At 58.7% G+C, this 17,513-nt stretch carries 9 protein-coding genes; 4 read left to right on the top strand and 5 right to left on the bottom strand.

What is annotated here, in order from left to right:
- Positions 1–204: 204 nt before the first annotated feature.
- The 5 genes from HKD27_RS13705 to HKD27_RS13725 all read right to left on the bottom strand — a co-directional run bounded on the left by HKD27_RS13705 (position 205) and on the right by HKD27_RS13725 (position 11,295).
- Positions 205–2,847 (bottom strand): hypothetical protein, encoded by a 2,643-nt coding sequence (locus tag HKD27_RS13705; RefSeq protein ID WP_194689821.1) that lies wholly within the window; start codon positions 2,845–2,847, stop codon positions 205–207.
- Entirely contained in the window at positions 2,844–5,069 is a 2,226-nt protein-coding gene (locus HKD27_RS13710; RefSeq protein WP_194689822.1) for an MGH1-like glycoside hydrolase domain-containing protein, read from the bottom strand. The genes HKD27_RS13705 and HKD27_RS13710 overlap by 4 nt, the downstream gene beginning before the upstream one ends.
- A complete protein-coding gene (locus HKD27_RS13715) occupies positions 5,066–7,471 on the bottom strand; it encodes a beta-glucosidase (RefSeq protein WP_194689823.1) in 2,406 nt (801 codons plus the stop codon). The genes HKD27_RS13710 and HKD27_RS13715 overlap by 4 nt, the downstream gene beginning before the upstream one ends.
- Position 7,472: 1 nt before the next feature.
- Positions 7,473–8,831 carry an MFS transporter gene (locus tag HKD27_RS13720; RefSeq protein ID WP_194689824.1) on the bottom strand — a complete coding sequence of 453 codons (1,359 nt, stop codon included), beginning with the start codon at positions 8,829–8,831 and terminating at the stop codon, positions 7,473–7,475.
- Positions 8,832–8,916: 85 nt separating this feature from the next.
- The gene (locus HKD27_RS13725; protein ID WP_194689825.1) at positions 8,917–11,295 is read right to left on the bottom strand and encodes a TonB-dependent receptor; all 2,379 of its coding nucleotides are present in this window, start codon (positions 11,293–11,295) and stop codon (positions 8,917–8,919) included.
- 408 nt (positions 11,296–11,703) lie between these two features.
- Here HKD27_RS13725 and HKD27_RS13730 point away from each other — a divergent pair, with 408 nt between their 5' ends.
- The 4 genes from HKD27_RS13730 to HKD27_RS13745 all read left to right on the top strand — a co-directional run bounded on the left by HKD27_RS13730 (position 11,704) and on the right by HKD27_RS13745 (position 17,513).
- Entirely contained in the window at positions 11,704–12,141 is a 438-nt protein-coding gene (locus HKD27_RS13730; RefSeq protein ID WP_228518528.1) for a MarR family winged helix-turn-helix transcriptional regulator, read from the top strand.
- A 155-nt stretch (positions 12,142–12,296) separates the two neighbouring features.
- The gene (locus HKD27_RS13735; RefSeq protein WP_194689874.1) at positions 12,297–13,424 is read left to right on the top strand and encodes an FAD-dependent monooxygenase; all 1,128 of its coding nucleotides are present in this window, start codon (positions 12,297–12,299) and stop codon (positions 13,422–13,424) included.
- Between the two features lie 19 nt (positions 13,425–13,443).
- Complete coding sequence (locus HKD27_RS13740) at positions 13,444–13,920, top strand: (2Fe-2S)-binding protein (protein WP_194689827.1); 477 nt, start codon at positions 13,444–13,446, stop codon at positions 13,918–13,920.
- The gene (locus HKD27_RS13745; protein ID WP_194689828.1) at positions 13,920–17,513 is read left to right on the top strand and encodes a molybdopterin cofactor-binding domain-containing protein; all 3,594 of its coding nucleotides are present in this window, start codon (positions 13,920–13,922) and stop codon (positions 17,511–17,513) included. Before HKD27_RS13740 ends, HKD27_RS13745 begins: the two co-directional genes overlap by 1 nt.

The following is a 17,513-nucleotide window of genomic DNA, read 5'->3' on the forward strand; positions in this document are numbered from 1 at the left end:
TCAGGCTCATAACCTGAAGGCCGCAGGTTCAAATCCTGCCCCCGCAACCATCCGAATAAGTCCTTGATCGGACACGGTAAACCCGCCCTTAGAGGCGGGTTTTTTTGTTGCTAAACACCAGGCGCCTATCAAATTCCCATCATTTCAATGCCCTGGCACCCGCAGGCTCAAAGCGGGGGTGCCCTACACCCGTAACCATCTGCTTTATTTGCGCAATCCCGTGCCATATGTAGGGGGGGCCAGTAAACCGGAAACAAAAGTTGTTGGACTCAAGGATGAATCCATTGCAGGGTATAGAGTATTTGCAGCAGTATTGCGGATGTGCAGAGTAATTTTTAGATCTTGATCTGATGAAGGGAGAAGAAATGACGCGCTATGTTCAATGCTTTTCCCTATCTGTAGCCCATTAATGAAGCATTTCACTGTGCCTGCAATTTTTGGTAAGACCAGATGGAGAGTTTCTTTATAGGGTCTGTTAAAATTAGATAGGTGCAGGGTATAAATGCCTGTGCCGGAAAAATACTCAAATCCCTGTTGTTCCCAGCCGCATTCAACGGCGATAGGCACCGGACGGCTTTCTGGATCGGGCTGAAAGAGCCATCCGTCTTTGAGCATCTTTGTGCAAGAAGTCGGGAGACAGGCTTTATCTTCCATTGGGAAACAGTGGGTTTCTGTTGTTGTGACAGATAATTCAAAAGTTGAAAGCTGGCGGGGCATCAGGGAGAGGGTGAATGTCGTATTGGCGGGGACACAAACCGGTGACATTGCTACCCCCGTATCGCATCGCCACTCTAGAAGAATTCGTTCCCGCGGTGCTGGGGCAAGTCTGGCGGTTCTTTCCTGATCTGAGTCATTAAAGATAGCTATGCGTAGCAGGGAGGGGGTCAATCTCTGTAATGTAATCCTTTGAGATTGGCCTTCGATTGACAGGAGGGGTGGAGGGAAGTTTTCTTTAATAAGACGAGTAATTTCCGAAGTTGTGATAACTGGTCCTTCGATCCACCGCGTTCTGTCATTTCGGGAGGTTGTTATGGCTTTGCCTGATCTGAGCAGGCGTCCGCCCGTATGGGAGAATTTTTCAAGGATCGAGAGAGTTTGAGGATCACGGACGACGGTGACGTCTGGCAGAATAAGCGTATCGAACTGCCCTGAAACCAGATGCAGCCAGCCGTTGCAGACGGTTTCCTCACTGATCTGCTTTTCGTCAATAACGGTATATCCGACGCCTGCGTCCATCAATGCTTCGGCCCAAAAGCCGAAATGAGCTGCGCAGTCTGGTGTACTGCTACTTTCCCTGAGATCCTCCAGGGGATAGAGCAGGGCGACGGATCTTATAGGCGTTCCTTCTTCCAGAAAAGCCGAGAGACGAGCAACTTCTTCCAGAACGTCCGGTGCGTCCTCCCACCAGGGCTGAAGGTTGAATCCAGGTGCAAAGTCAAAACGAGGATCGGACTGATGAGAGGGATTTGGATGAATCGCGTCTGGCAGGAAGAGGGCATGGAGCAGAACGCGGCGTGCGCCTTGAAGGATATGACGAATCATCTGGGCGCGTAGGCGAGAAAGTGAAAGGTCCCATTGTCCGTGCAGTGATGGTCGACCCACTTCCCGGCCGGTAGAATATTGTTCGACCGTGCAGCGTGTGCGGCCATGCGCACGGGCGAGGGAGTCTCCCAATATGGCGGAAAGCTGGGTACTGTAGTCAGCAGCATCCGTGACGGTCTGGGTTTTGAATGTATCGATATCAAAATAGTCTACACCCGGACTGACACGCGCATCAATACCGTCCAGCCCTCCAAGCAGATTCCAGCCACCGACATGGGGCAGGAGTTCATGGCCAGTAAGGCCAATGTCATGCGTGTCGCACCATCGTCTCAGTGTGCCGAAAAAGGCATGATGCATTTGCCGGGTGTAGGTTTCAAACAGATATGCGCGACGGGATGCTGCCTGTGGGGCCGTGCCATAAACTGCGTCTAAAAGGACGATACCGTTAATTCCAGCGTCAATCAGGCTGTCGTCCCAGAGGAGGGAATTGTGGATTGCGTCAGGTCCGGAGCCTGAATTCTGGCCGTTCCATGTGTAGAAACCGGCATAAGGATGGTCGAAGAAAAATGCTTCTGCTTTGGGAAAAGCCGCTCGCAGGGGCGCGTAGACACGGTTGGAAAAGCGTTCGGCTGTTTCCGGAAGAAGGTAATTGACCAGCCGAGATGTCAGGCATGTCGCTGCCACAAAGAGGGCAACAGGGGTTTCGTCTGGGAGATCCGGGGCAATGATCTGTACGGTGCAACCGCTGTCGCTTGTTTCAAGAAATCTGATCTGGGAAGGCTGAAGAAGTGTCCGGGAGGGTATGACGCCACCGGCTACGATCTGCCACAAGCCCCATCGGGCCTTGCCACCTTCATGTGTCCATCGTCTTCCGGCTGGCCCGAGGAAATCCAGAAACGTGGCGTCGATGCCTGAAATCTGAAGTATGGTCTGTTCGTTTTGGAGGATTCCGGTAGTCCAGAACAGGTGTCGTTCGCGGAGGTGATCTGCGCCCTGTACAGTGAGGCCCCCTCCATGTCCCGACATCCAGCCATATTCATCGTAGATCTCAATACTAAGCCCGTGTTCTTCTGCGAGATCCGAGACGAGACGGCAGAGGGCCAGATAGTTTGGAGAAAGATAGTCGGACAATGGCATGGCAAGTCGGGCCTGCACGAGAATGCAGCCCAGCCCAGCCCGTTTCATGTCCGCGATGGCCTCGCGGCACATCTGAGGCGTGGGCAGGTGATGCCAGAACCAGAAGGCCGCGGTCCGGAAACGGTTTTCGGGTTTCTGGAACCAGTCGGGCAATGCCGTGGTGCTCACGTCGTGAACCGCGGAGCGAGGTAAAGATCGAGCCGTTGCCCGCAACGAATACCGGACAGGTCTATGTCCGGGCTTTGTGGTGTGGGGAAGGGGCTGCCATCCACACGAATTTCCACGATCCGCGCGGCGTAGGTCGGGCCGGGTGTCAGGATGCCCTGCCGGCCTTCAGCAGCATGGATATGGCAACTTAGGAGGCCATCGCTGATCGTGAGCTCTGTCAGGCGGCCTGTTCCTGTCCAGGAGAGAATTTTTTCCTGTCCACGGCAAAGGGTCATACAAGCATTCGTGGTTGTCACGACGACTTGTCCAATAGGCGTGTGGATCGGGCCAAGTGTGACGTCCGCACCTGTGTTATGCAACTCCCAGCCTGCCCAGGGATTGATGTCCATAACGTCTGCAACGCCCAGCATCGGCAGCATTGCCCCCCAGGAATAGAATAGGTCAGTATCTGGTTGGTCATTGGCTTCGCCTGTTGTCGCAGAGTAATTTTCTGCTGCAATCCTGCGTCCGCGCCAGGACTGGTTGAACAAAGCCATGCTGCGTTCAGCAAGCAGGGCTGCTTCGGCTACAAAACCGTAGCGCCGCAGGCCATGCCATACAAAATAATTTACATTCGGCCAGATACGGCCGCGCCAGTAAACGTTATCTGCAAAGGCACGGTCATCCCGGCTGACATTCGGGATCATATATGGGCCGTCGAAGCGAACTGGATCAGAAAAGTGCTCGATCAGGGACTGGGCCTGTTCAGGCGTGGCGGCACCACAGATCAGCGGGAAGAAGCTTGTTGGACCAAGACTGCGGACGAACCCGCCGTGGCGTTGGCGATTGGCAAAAATGCTGCGTTCGTGATCCCACAGATGCTCCCGGATCTTGCTTCGGGTGTCGTCTGCCATCGCATCGAAAGTCTGTGCATCTTCAGTGTGTCCCAGTTCCCGCGCAATATGGGCTAGGTACTCCGCATCAAGCGCTAAGGAGCAGTTGAGACCGACATCAAGGAGTGACAGTGTGCGGGTTTTCGGATCGTAGACAGCTTCGTCATGGGTTGGGGAATTGTCCATGCCTGTTTCGTTGCGGGCTCCGAAGTGAGTACCTTTGTACAGGGCCTCTCCGACATCGGAAGTTCCGCAGGAGACAAGCCCCATGCCGTCGGGATCGCGTTCACGTCGCCACCACATGTGGTTGCGGGACAACGCCTCGTAATGACATTCGAGGAATGATCTTTCGCGCTGGCGCAGATAGATCATCCACGTCATGAATGCGCCGTTCGGAGCTTGTGTCCGGTCCACCCATGTGTCGTTTGATGTGGCAAGGCAGGCAAAATTGCCTTGAGGCGTTGCGCTTGCTGTCGCTACCGCCATGTTCTCTCGCGCAGTCTGTCCATCAATGAGGGCGGTCATCAATGCGGAGTAAGTCTGATCGTTGTACCAGACTGCGAATGTCCCCAGATTCCAGGTCCGGCTGAAAGTGGTATAAGGGCGACGATTGATGCCGTCATACAGGGTGTTCCAAGCCATGACATCACGAACGGCATCCAGGGCTCCAGCGTGACGTCCGGTCTGGGCTGGAAGCATTGGTTCTTTCTCAAAAGTGCGCTTAAGTGCTTCTCGTGCTTTCACGGTAGCCAAAGCTTCACTGTCCGCGACGGCTGCAGCGAAACGCCCTTTGCGCATCATTTCCAGATTGAACCGTAATGCGATGACGGGGGCGGATGTGCCCCTGCTGGCTGTATGGAAATAGCCGTTGTCGTCGAAATCTTTTGCTGCGGCTTCCAGCGTTTCATGAGCCGTGACCTGAACGGGGGCCATGTCGCCCATCAGGGCTACATACCGATAACCCAGTCGGATGACGGCCGCCTCCCCATTATAGGTCACAGTTGTACCGCACTCGGCAGACAGGCACAGTGTCAGCCAGTATCGCAATCCCCACTCCGCGAGGACTTTTCCGTCCCATGCCCCCCGCAGGCAGTAGGGGTCATCCTTCTCATAGCGGAATGCGATTTCCGTTCCGCCATGCCGGGTCTCGAACTCCACCAGCCTTCCGCCCATGTCATGACGGCCGAACAACAGGTCCTTGCCCGGCGGTAGAAGCGTCGCGCAGCGCTGGCTGGTGGAATAGAGCAGGGGCGTTACATGAACGCCCAGTGGCAGGAACGTCATCGCTGCCGGGCGGTCGGACCAGGTGTTCCATGCTCGGGCCGGGGGCACGGTGCTCTCAACAATCATGATGGTTCCAGTTCGCTGCGATGTTCGGGTTTTCTTGCGCCACTGCGTCTGTTGGCGTCATCAAGGATCTGTGTCAGCTGGGTTTCGTCCAGCTCCAGATCGAACGACCAGCAAAGCGTGTCATAAATGCCGAGGAAGGAACGGCGGCAGGGGGCAAGCCGCGTTTCGGTCTCGGAGATGCTCTGGCCCGTCACATCTGCAAGCCATGTGACCAGATCATCCTGCAAACCCGCAACCTCCAGCGCCTGTCCGGGCGGAGTGTGCAGGTTGAGCCATCGTGCTGGAGTAGCGTCTCCCGCGACATGCAGTTCCGTGACAAGGCGGATATCGCGGGAGGATGCCCCGATTTCGATGCTGACCGTTCCGGTGAGAACGGTCCAGTCCTCACGCACGGTGTCGAAATAGGCGAGATCGCGGCGGTCCAGCGTCATGTCCACGACGCGGCTTTCGCCCGGTTCCAGATGAACCGTCGCAAACCCTTTCAAGGCCCGGAGTGGATGATGGGGGAGTGCGCGGTTGGGAGCGGTCGGACTGCGCCCAAGGTAAAGCTGGCAGACTTCCCAACCGGCCCGGGTGCCGGTGTTGGATAGTGTGAACTGGATAGCAACACCATCTGCTCCGATTGTCAGCTCCAAGGCGTCATAGGTGAAGGACGTGTAGGACAGCCCGTGGCCGAACGGGAAAAGAGGCTGTATGCGGCGGATGTCGAAAAACCGGTATCCGACGAAAATGCCTTCCCGGTACAGATGCGTCCCCTGTTCACCGGGATATCCCAGAAAGGCCGGGCAGTCTTCTGGTCGCACAGGCCATGTGACGGACGTCTTGCCGGAAGGGTTGGCATGCCCGAACAGGATATCGGCGACGGCCTGCCCAAACCCCGCTCCCGCATAACCTGCCGAAAGAATGGCCTGCACGTTATCGGCCCAAGGGAGCACGACAGCGTCAGGATGTGTCAGAACCACCACGACCCGATTGTGGATCTTCGTCAGCTCGGTGATCAGATGATCATGCGCCGGACAGAGATTCAGATCGGGCCGGTCGGCATTTTCGCCACTGAAGCAGGGCGGGGTTGAGGCAAAGACGATAACGGTTTCGGCTATGCATGCTGCGGCAAGGGCAGTGGCCAGACGTTCCGCGTCATGGTCGCCATCCGCGCCCCAGCCCGGTTCCCAGTGGATGGATACGCTTTCCGGGGCAGTCGCTTTCAGGCACTTCAGCGGAATATCGCATTGGATGGGCCGCACAGCGGCGCTGCCCGCACCCTGGATTTCGGGTGAGACCGCGCCTGTGCCAATGACCAGCAGGCGTTCGCCGGGCTCAGGGGTGAGGGGCAGGACGTCGTTCCGGTTGCTCAGCAGAACGCAAGCGCGGGAGGCGGCCTTGCGGGCGAGGTCGTGATGGGCCGCGAAATCCGGGCGTGTGACGGGCAGTCTGCGCTGGGCATCCACGATCCGCAGGGTAAGGGCCGCGATATGGGTGCAGGCTTCGTCCAGCGCAGTTTCGGGCATACTCCCGTTCAGGACTGCGTTTTCAAGCTGTCGTCTGCGGGCGGCATTGAACGGCATGTCCAGATCGTTTCCGGCTTTTATGGCGGCGGGAAGATCCTGAATTCCGTGCCAGTCGGACATGATCGCGCCGTCATACTGCCACCGATCCCGCAGGATATGGCGCAGAAGCCAGGGGTTCTGGGATGTCTGGATTCCGTTGAGCCGGTTGTAGGATGTCATGACCGTCCACGGACTGCTTCTGGCAATCGCACGCTCGAATCCCAGAAGATACAGTTCGTGCAGCGCGCGGGGCTCGACGACGGAATCCATGCTGATGCGCTCAACTTCGGAATTGTTGCACGCAAAATGCTTGAGTGATGCCCCCACGCCCCTGTTCTGAAGACCGCGGATGACGCCCGCTGCCATTTCTCCCGTCAGGATCGGATCTTCGCTGAAATACTCAAATCCTCGACCTGCCAGCGGTGAGCGCCGCAGGTTGATCCCCGGCCCGAGCAGGATCTGGGCGCCCGCAGCGCGGCATTCGATTGCCAATGCTGTTCCGACTTCATGGGCCAGCGCGACGTCCCAGCTGTTGGCCAGAACCGAGAGCGCTGGAAAGCATGTTGCCGGCACGCTTTTGCCGAGCAGGACATTGCTGTCCCGGTTTTCCGGATCGTCCGTTGTATCAACGGCATCAAGGAACGCCCCGAGATCGGCATTCTGCGTATCTGTAGAGATCTGGTCCGGCACGACGCGCAGACCGTTGGACCCATCGACCATCAATAGGGAGGGCAGCCCCAGACGGGGCACGCCTGTCGTGCGCCACAGGCCGTTGCCACAGACGAGGTCGAGTTTTTCCGAAATCGTCATCTGCGCGACGATCGTGGCGGCCTCCCTGTCGAATGGGTGCGTCATGTCAGATGCTCTGTGGCTCAACTGGGGTCTCCGGCTGGAGGATGCGCGTCATCTCGGCCTCGGAAGGGTAAAGCAGGATAATCAGGACAGAGAGGAGGGCGACACAGGCAGGCACGCCCAGAAAACCGAACGTGATGAAGGCGCGGGCAGTGTGGGTCTGGGTGGCGGCATGGGGAACATAGCCGCCCCAGCCCAAAATCGCCGCGGAAAGTGAGCCGCCGATGGCCCAGGCGACCTTTCCCGCAAAGCTGTTCACGGAATAGGCCATTCCGGATGCCGTCACACCAGTAACAGCCGTGCCGTAATCAATGGAATCCGCGACCATTGCGTAGAAAACCGGTAGCGTCATGCCCTGGAAAAAGCAGATCAGTCCGAAGACCGCGACAAGATAAGCGGCACTGTTCGGGCCATATGCAAAGAGCGCCAGCCCCATGGCAGACAGGATGTAGGGCAGAACAATCGTCAGCTTCTGTCCGACATGTCGGGCAAGCCAGGGCGAGCAGGTTACCCCCAGAACCTTGCTGGCCCCCATCATCGAAATGAGCATCCCTCCGAAATACTGCGGGCGATGTAGGACTTCCGTCGCATAGTAGATCGACAGGCCGTAGAATGCCGTCAGGTTAATATAGAACAGGCTCAGCACGATCGTGACGATCACCCATGCCCGGTTGTGGAACAGGGAGCCGAGCAGAACCCGGACGGGACTGTTATTCGCTTCCAGTTCGTAGCGCTCACGGCAGGTGAAGAAGGGAATGAGCGCCAGCCCTCCACCTGTCGCTCCCGCAACGGCCATCGCCAGCGGATATCCCAGCTTCTCGTTGCCCCCGCCAAACAGGTGCACCATGGGCAGGATGGACGATCCGACCAGAAATGTCGCAAGCGTTGCGCCCATCATGCGGAAGGTCGACAGGGAGAGACGGTCTTCCCGGTTGCGGGTCATGACGTTGGGCAACAGCCCGTAAGGTACGATGACGAGCGAGAAAAGAACCCCCATCACGAGATAGGTAGCATAGGCCCAGGCAAGGCGGCCGCCTGCCCCAAGCGGCAGGGGCAGGAAGCAGCAGAATGTCAGGAAGCCGAGTGGCAGGGAAAACCATTTCAGGTAGGGCCGGACGCACCCCCCGAACAGGATGCGATGGTCGATCAGATATCCGATGACCGGGTCCACCACGCTGTCGACCACACGTGCCAGAAGCATCAGCAGGGCAACGGAAGACGCGGAAATACCGTAAACATTGGTGTAGTAATAGATGAGATAGGCCCCGGTAATTCCGAACAGGGCATTCCCTGCCAGATCGCCGAAGCCGAAGCTCATCCGTTCCCACAGGGCAGGGCGCTGGTTGTTCGTCGTACCGTTCATGCAGCCATCCGGTTGGGGTCGTGGCTGCCTTTCCATCAAGCCGGAAAGGCAGTCCTGGGGAATGTCTGGTGTGGACAGGGGAGAGTCAGAAGTCTGCCTTTACTCCACCGAAGAACTGGCGGGGTGCGCCCACGACCAGCGACTGGTAATCGCCCGAAAGCGGATTGCCACCGTCATCGCCGGTCATGATCAGGTAGCGCGACCCTGTCAGGTTGGTGACGTTAAACGATGCCGTCAGATTTTCCAGACGTCCGATGCGGCCGAAATTGTAGCGCGCTCCGAAATTGACCAGCCAGTAGGACGGAAGGGACGTGTCGTTCGTGTAGCTGAACGGACGGCTGCTGGTGTAGAGGGCGTCGATGTTGAAGCTGGCCTTCTTGTAGGTGTATTCCGCCGTCGCCTTGTACATCAGGTCCGGGTAGTTCACGACATGCTTGCCCTTGGTGGCATAGGTCGTGCCCTGCTGGGTGATGTTGTTGTCGTATGTCGAGTGGTTGTAGCTGATTGAGTTGAAGATCGAGAGGCCCCGCAGGGGACGCAGGGTCAGGCCTGCATCCACGCCGTTCATTGTGACGCCGCCGAGGTTCAGCACTGTTGTCTGCGGGTTGGTCTGGCTGCCCTGGACCAGTGCACCCAGACGGTTCGAGAAATTCACGCGGTAGGCGCTGACAGAAAAATCCACGCGACGCTGCGTGAAGCGGTAGCCGACCGAGTAGGCCCAGCTGGTCTCGGGTTTGACGGAGCTGCGTGACAGGTCGAAGGCGTCCTGCGAGACGGCAAACGGCGATGCCGAAAGGTGATAGCCGCTTTCCGGATAGGCGCGCATGTTCTTGGCGATATCGAAATACAGCTCATGATGCGTCAGGAAGTGCCAGTCCCCACTGAAATGCGGCAGGAACGCCCCGAATGTCGTCAGGCCCACGCCGCCGGCAAGGGCATTGGTACCGGTATAGGGTTCGTAATTTCCGGTCTGCCCGACATGGGTCGTGCTCAGCATGGACTTGAAACCGGCATGGAGCGACAGGTTTTTGACCGGGCGCCAGGTGTCCTCAATATAGGTCTGCATTGTGTTGGTATTGTAGGTCTGGCCCCAGAGCTTCGCGAAAGGATCGGACCATTTGCGGAAAGGGTTGGGCGTCAGCGTCTGTCCGTCCGCAAGAAGCGGGTCGTTATAGGCGAACATGTTCGAGACGTATTTGTTGTTCTCGTACCAGATGCCGCCATGAATTTCGTGTTTGCCGATATCATACGTCATGCTCGATGTGAGGCCGAAGCGCTGGATATCGGGCTGCTTGACGATTTCGGAGAGGGGAGCGCCGTTCGCCGACGCCATCCACGGGTCGGACCACTGGGTATTGGCTTTCTGATTGTGGCCGTACACGACAGAATCCCAGCGAAGGTGATCCGCCAGCTTGAGATGAAAGTTCAGTCCACCCAGCAGATCACGTGAGGCCGTTGTCCCGGCGTAGTAGGACACATCCTTCGGGTCACTGGTCGTATCTTCGCCGTGCGAGTAGATCCCCTGCGCGGCATTATAGGCTAGCCGGTAATTCGGATAATAGTTGGAGATGCCGTAGCCCAGCTTCTGGACCGTCTCAAGTGTTTCGGACTGGTAGTTGAACTGCTGGACGTCCGCCCAGTCAAACAGGAGCGAGACGCTGCTTTCATTATGGATCGGCTGCACCAGTTTCAGGTTGGCCTGCTGGAAGAACTGGGTGCCGTATCCTTTCCACAGTTTTGTGTCATTGCGCATGTAGGACACGTAGAACTTGGTCCCGGTGGGGTTCAGCTTGCCGCTGTCAATGCGGATGAAAGCATGCGTGGTGGCGTTGCTGCCACCCGTTGCGGCAAGGGTGCCGCCGAACTTGTCCTTGGGATCGGACGACGAAATCATGATCGCGCCGCCGAGCACGTTGGTGCTGGGCATATCCACGGCGCCAGCGCCCTGGGACATCTCCATATGGCCGACGTTTTCGGACGACAGTGCTGCGACGGCATTCAGGCCGTTATAGTTACGGTAGACGGACTCACCGAGTGGAATGCCGTCCAGTGAAAAGCCGATCTGGTTCTGCGAAAACCCGTGGATATAGAGTTTGACGCCGCCTGTATCGACGCCCTGCGCATCGTCCGACTGAAACAGCACGCCCGGCACGTTCTGCAGTGCCTTCATGACGGAGGTTCCGGCAACGGCGTTCGTAAAGACGTGTTGGGAGATAACAGTCTGCGCACCATGCGAAACGCGTTGCCCCTGGACCTGCATGAGTTCGGGCTGCATAGGGCGGGTTGGGGCATGCCGTGCGGCAGGGGCTCCTGACTTGGGGACCGTGTAAAGCGGATGCGCTTTCCCCTTGCGGACATGCTGTAGTTTTTCTGCCGCCCATCCGTATGAGGGAATGACGGCCAGCACTGTGGAAAGCAGAGCCATGTGGCGTAACGCGAGCTTGTTCTGAGTGACGATACGCATTGAGATCAATCCTTGCCCTCACACGGGTCTGACGGGGTGGCAATCTGGACAACCGGGGAACGCTACGTTGCGATTTTATAACGTGTAAACGACAATATGAATGACAATTCGATTCTGCAACAAAAAATCCATTAGCAAAAAAACATTGTATTGCTGCCATTGTTTGCTGTTTCTGCCCGCTATGTGTCTCTGACAGGCATAAGTCTTTCCGTGGTGTGTACGTCATTAATCATGGCTGCATGTCATGCTGAATTTCGTGTGGCTGGGGATGGCCGGTCGGGATATCCGGGATGCGGCATGGGGTGTTGTCCTTATTCTCGTGGGAGGGAAGTACGACCGGGAAATTTGAATATACAATCCTCCCGGAGCCTGTAAGAATCCTGGATGGTTTTAATGGAGAAAAATCCGATGTCGCATGATGCAGATTACGAACTTTGCAATCAGATCGGATATCTTCTCCGGCGTGCCTATCAGCAGCACACAATCATCTTCCAGCGTGAAATTCCCGATGATCGGCTGACCTCCGCTCAGTTTGCGACCATGGTGACGGTTCATCGCCTGAAAGAGGCGCCCCTCGTACAGATCAGCGCGGCAACCGGCATCGACCACGCAACTCTGCGTGATATCGTCATGCGTCTGCGCAAGAGAGGGCTGTTGAGCATCGTCCAGGATCGCAATGATCGCAGGCAGCGTATCGTCTCCCTGACAGCAGAAGGGCTTGCTCTTGTGGAGAGCACCATTCCGAGTGCCGCTGATGTAACCGCACGAACACTGGCGCCTCTTGATGAGTGCGAGAGGATCGCGGCGCTGCATATCCTCAGAAAACTGGCATTTTTCGAAGACTGAAAACCACAGGATATATCCCTCACAGGAAACGAAACGGAATCGTCATAATTCGCTTGACGTTCCAAGAAGGACTGTGAATTATCCATATATAGTGTGTACGCCATTATTGTTGAGCTCTCTTGCTCCGCGATGGCCAGCAGCAGAAGGGCAATCAGATGTCGGGTGGTGTTCGGGTCGGTATTGTGGGGGCTGGTCTTGGCGGCGTTGCAGCAGCAGGACTTTTGCAGCGTCAGGGCTTTGACGTAACGCTTTATGATCAGGCGCCCGGTTTTTCCCGACTGGGGGCAGGCATCCAGTTTGGCCCTAATGTCCTGAAAATCCTTGCTCATCTTGATGGTCTGGACAGAAAACTTGCGGAGATTTCCTGTCTTCCGGACTATTGGGTCAGTCGGAACGGAACGGATGGTGCGGTACTCGCAAAAATCCCGCTGAATGCGGAGCGTGAGCGTTATGGCGCACCTTACATCACCATTCATCGCGGTGATCTGCATCAGGCGATGCTGGACTGCATTGAGCCCGACCGTATCAAATGGGGGCACAAACTCGTCGACTTCACGGATAACGGGAAGAGCGTTTCGCTGGAATTCGAGAACGGTTTGACGGATACCGTGGACATTCTGGTTGCGGCGGACGGGATAAATTCGCGTGTACGTGAGAAAATCTTCGGTCTGGAAGAAGCTCTCTATACCGGCTGGATTGCACACCGGGCGATTATCCCCGGTGCGGCCGCAAAGGCTCTGGGCGCGGATGTCAATGCCAAGTGGTGGACTGCGGACCGCCATATCGTCTGCTATTACCTCGATCGCAAGGAAGAGGAATTCTATCTTGTGACGGGAGAGCCGGCGGAATGGACCAGTCGCGCCGGTCAGCTTCCTTCCACGCGTGAAGAGTTCAAGGCGGCGTTCGCGGATTACCATCCGATGGTTCAGGGCTATATCGATGCGGCGGAAACCGTGACGAAATGGCCGCTCAAGACGCGTGAGCCGCTTCCGAAATGGCATGAGGGCCGCGTGGTGCTTCTGGGCGATTCCTGCCATCCGATGAAGCCCCACATGGCGCAGGGTGCAGCCATGGCCGTCGAGGATGCAGCGGTTCTGACGCGTTGCCTGAGCGAGCTTGGCGTTGCCGATCTGGAAGCGACGTTCGAGGCTTATTACCGTGCCCGCAAAGAGCGTGCGACCAAGGTCCAGACGATCTCCAACGCCAACACCTGGCTGCGTCAGCCGGAGGATCCGTACTGGTGCTACGGCGACAATGTCTATGACCTGAAGCTGACGTCCTGACGTGAAGGAGAGGGACGCTATGACGGACAGCGTCTTTCTGATGGTGAACGGGGAACGGCGCAAGGTTCACGCTGTCCCCGGCACACCGCTTCTGACAGTGCTGCGCAATGATCTCGGTCTGAATGGTCCGAAATTCGGGTGCGGACTGGGAGAATGCGGAGCCTGTACCGTGCTGCTGGATGGCAAGGCCGCGCGGAGCTGTGTGGTCCGGGTCGAAACGGCCGCAGCGTGTGAGGCCGTCGTGACGCTGGAGGGGCTTTCTCCTGACGGGTCCGATCCGGTCCAACAGGCTTTCATCAAGGCACAGGCAGCGCAATGCGGGTATTGCCTTAACGGAATGGTCATGACGGTGAAGGCGTTTCTGGATGCCGTGCCCGATCCTGACGAAGCGGCGCTGAGAGAGGCGCTGCGATATAATCTGTGCCGCTGTGGCACCCATGTCGAAATCATGAAGGCGGCCTGCATTGCGGCGGGTCTTGTGAAGGGAGACCCTTGATGGCGCAGGCGTCGCTCCCCACTGGTTCTCTCAGCATTTTCCGTCCCGCTCAGCCACCGAAAGGACTGGCGGCACGGGGCGGGTTTATTCCCAAAGACGAAATTTTCCTGCGCATCACGGCTGATGATCAGGTCGTGGCGTTCTGCGGGCATGTGGATCTGGGAACGGGGATTGCGACGTCTCTGGCGCAGATCGTGGCGGAAGAGCTTGATGCACGTCCGGCACGGGTGCGGATGGTGCTGGGCCATACCGAAGATACGCCGGATCAGGGTGCGACGATTGCGAGCGAGACCATTCAGGTCACGGCCATTCCGCTGCGCCGGGCCGCAGCACAGGCGCGGCGTCTTCTCTTGGAACGTGCAGCGGAACTGACAGGCCGTGCGATCGGGACCATGACGCTGCGGGATGGCGAACTGGTCTGTGAACCGCCTTTGCCGAACCGGGTCTATCGCATCGGAGATCTGGTTGAGGGCGTGGAACTGCGGGTTCTGCTGGATGATGCGGCGGCGGTGAAAAGTACGTCCGAATATCGTCTGGTGGGGCGCGACATGCCGCGCGTGGATATTCCGGACAAGGTGACGGGCCGGGCAGTCTATGTGCATGACGTGCGTGTGGACGGGATGCTGCATGGGCGCGTCGTGCGGCCGCCTTATGAGGGGTACGACCACGGGCCGTATGTCGGGCGGGCGCTGCTTTCGGTCGACCGGGAGTCTGTGGCGCATCTGCCAGGTGTGATGGATGTGGTCGTGGTCGGCGATTTCGTGGGTGTTGTGGCCGAACGTGAAGAGCAGGCTGCGGCCGCCGCGCAGGCATTGCGAGTGGAGTGGGCGCCTGTTGCGTTGCCGGATCTGACCAATCCGGCCGAGGCTGTACATGACAATCCTTCGACGCCGCGGGTGGTGCTGGATCGTGGCACGCTTGAAGATGGCCTGGCCGGGGCAAAGACTGTTCTGGAGCGGGAATATTTTTGGCCGTACCAGATGCATGGTTCCATCGGTCCATCCTGTTCGGTTGCGGACTGGCAGAACGGGAAGCTGAAAGTGTGGTCCGGCACGCAGAACCCGCATATGCTGCGTGCGGATCTGGCGCTGCTGATGGGACTGTCCACGGCTGACATTCAGGTCATCCGGCACGAAGCGGCCGGGTGCTACGGGCGCAACTGCGCAGACGATGTGGGGGGCGATGCGGCTCTGCTGTCGCGTGCGGTGGGGCGTCCGGTGCGGGTGCAGCTTTCGCGTGAGCAGGAGCATGTCTGGGAGCCGAAGGGCGCGGCACAGTTCGTGCGGATCCGGGGCGGAATTGATGCGTCCGGGCAGCCCGTCGCGTATGATCTGGACACCAGCTATCCGTCCAATGTCTCGCCGCTGCTCGCGCTGGTTCTGACCGGTGTTGTTCCGGCGGAAGTTCCGGCCGTGGCGCAGATGGGGGACCGGACGTCTGTTCCGCCCTATGATTATCCTAACGCGCGGGTGACGGTTCAGGACATGCCCCCGATTGCGCGGGCGTCCTGGTTCCGGGGGGTCTCGGCACTTCCGAACAGCTTTGCGCATGACAGCTATATCGACGAGTTGGCGGCAGAGGCCGGGGCTGATCCGCTGGAATACCGTCTGGAGCATTTGCCGGACCAGCGGGCCTGCGAGCTTCTTAAGGCGACGGCGGATCGGGCTGGATGGACCTATCGGGCCGGCCCAGTCAAAGTTGATCCGCAGGAACGCGTGCTGAAGGGCCGCGGACTGGCCTATGCGCAGTATGTGCATGGGACGTTTCCCGGCACGGCGGCGGCGTGGTCGGCCTGGGTTGCGGATGTGGAGGTGGATCGTCAGTCCGGCGTGGTGAGTGTCACGCGGGCGGTGGTCGGGCAGGATGCGGGCATGATGGTGAACCCGGCCGGGGTGCGCCATCAGCTTCAGGGCAATGTCATCCAGTCCACGAGCCGCATCCTGCGCGAAGAGGTGCAGTTCGACGACAAGGGCGTGGAGAGCAGGGACTGGGGCGGATATCCGATCCTGACCTTCCCGGAGCTTCCGGCGATCGAGCCCGTGCTGATGGACCGTCAGGACCAGCCGCCTCTGGGGGCGGGGGAATCCGCGTCCGTGCCGAGTGCGGCGGCGATTGCCAATGCACTTTATGCCGCAACGGGCGTGCGTTTTCGGGATGTGCCGTTCACGCCGGAAAAGGTGAAGGCGCGGTTGGATGAGGCGCTGGGGCCGCTGCCTACGGAGGCAGTGCGGCCACTGGCGGCGCTAAGCATATCAGGGCCGGAAATGCGTCCGGCGATGGCACGGACCACGCTGGGCGCGAAGCTGCGTCGCGGGGCGTTAGCGGCGGCTTTTGCGACGGTGGGCGGTCTGATGGCGACGGTCATGCCATGGCGGTCGGCGATTGCGCCGGTTTCGCCGCCGGAAGCCGGTCTGTTTTCCGATGCCGCGATTGCGCGGGGCGAGAAGGTTGCGGCTGCGGGGGATTGTGCGGTCTGCCATACGGCGCCGGGTGGAGTGACGAATGCGGGGGCGTTCCCGCTGGAGACGCCGTTTGGGATCATCTATTCCACCAATCTCACGCCGGATGTGGAGACCGGGCTTGGGGCCTGGTCTTACGAAGCGTTCGAGCGGGCGATGCGTCATGGCATCAGCCGGGACGGGCGGCATCTTTATCCGGCGTTTCCCTACACAGCATTTGCGAAGACGAGCGATGCGGATCTGCGGGATCTGTATGCCTATCTGATGTCGCAGAAACCGGTGCGTAATGCGGTGCCGAAGACGGCGCTGAAGTTTCCGTACAACATGCGTTTTTCGATGGCCGGGTGGAATATGCTGTTCCATGACCCCGCGCCGTTCACGCCCGATCCTGCACAATCCGAACAGTGGAACCGCGGCGCCTATCTGGCGGAAGGGTTGGGGCACTGCTCGGCCTGTCATACGCCACGCAATGCGCTGGGGGCCGAGCGCTGGAAGAATGCGTATCTGGGCGGGGGCGAGGCTGAGGGATGGTCGGCCCCGGCGCTGAGCACGCTGTCGCAGTCTCCGCTGCCCTGGAGTGAGGACGATCTGTACGCCTATCTGCGGACGGGGTTCAGTCCAGCGCATGGTCCAGCGGGAGGGCCGATGGCGCCGGTTGTTCATTCCATGGCGTCCCTGCCTGATGCGGATGTGCGGGCGATTGCGCATTACATCGCGTCCTTTGATCGCAGGAACGCCATCGAAGGTGTGGCGTCGCGTCGGGATGCGGTTCTGGAGCAGGCGCGCGGGCTGCAGGCGCTGGACCGGGGCGAAGGCTCGCGGATCTATAACGGGAGTTGCGCAAGCTGCCATGAAGGCGAAGGCGCGCATCTGTTTGGCGCGCGTCCGCAGCTTGCGCTCAACAGCAATATCCAGGCGGACAGCCCGGATAATCTCGTTCATGTCATTCTCAGGGGTGTGTCGGAGCCGGCCTATGCGCAGGCGACCACCATGCCGGCATTCGGGGAGATCCTGTCTGACCGACAGATTGCGGAACTTGTTGCGTATCTGCGGCGGACAATGGCCCCCGGTCGTCCCGAGTGGACGGATCTGGAGGCTCATGTGGCCCGCATCCGTGCGCAGGGAGGGCATTGA

Origin of the sequence: Gluconobacter sp. R75690, from assembly GCF_015244525.1 — a bacterium.
GTDB lineage: Bacteria > Pseudomonadota > Alphaproteobacteria > Acetobacterales > Acetobacteraceae > Gluconobacter > Gluconobacter potus.

What these genes read in the sequence shown, in the direction of transcription:
- HKD27_RS13725 (WP_194689825.1), bottom strand. Translation starts at nt 11,295, where the DNA reads ATGCGTATCGTCACTCAGAACAAGCTCGCGTTACGCCACATGGCTCTG.
- HKD27_RS13730 (WP_228518528.1), top strand. Translation starts at nt 11,704, where the DNA reads ATGTCGCATGATGCAGATTACGAACTTTGCAATCAGATCGGATATCTT.
- HKD27_RS13710 (WP_194689822.1), bottom strand. Translation starts at nt 5,069, where the DNA reads ATGATTGTTGAGAGCACCGTGCCCCCGGCCCGAGCATGGAACACCTGG.
- HKD27_RS13735 (WP_194689874.1), top strand. Translation starts at nt 12,297, where the DNA reads ATGTCGGGTGGTGTTCGGGTCGGTATTGTGGGGGCTGGTCTTGGCGGC.
- HKD27_RS13745 (WP_194689828.1), top strand. Translation starts at nt 13,920, where the DNA reads ATGGCGCAGGCGTCGCTCCCCACTGGTTCTCTCAGCATTTTCCGTCCC.
- HKD27_RS13740 (WP_194689827.1), top strand. Translation starts at nt 13,444, where the DNA reads ATGACGGACAGCGTCTTTCTGATGGTGAACGGGGAACGGCGCAAGGTT.
- HKD27_RS13720 (WP_194689824.1), bottom strand. Translation starts at nt 8,831, where the DNA reads ATGAACGGTACGACGAACAACCAGCGCCCTGCCCTGTGGGAACGGATG.
- HKD27_RS13715 (WP_194689823.1), bottom strand. Translation starts at nt 7,471, where the DNA reads ATGACGCACCCATTCGACAGGGAGGCCGCCACGATCGTCGCGCAGATG.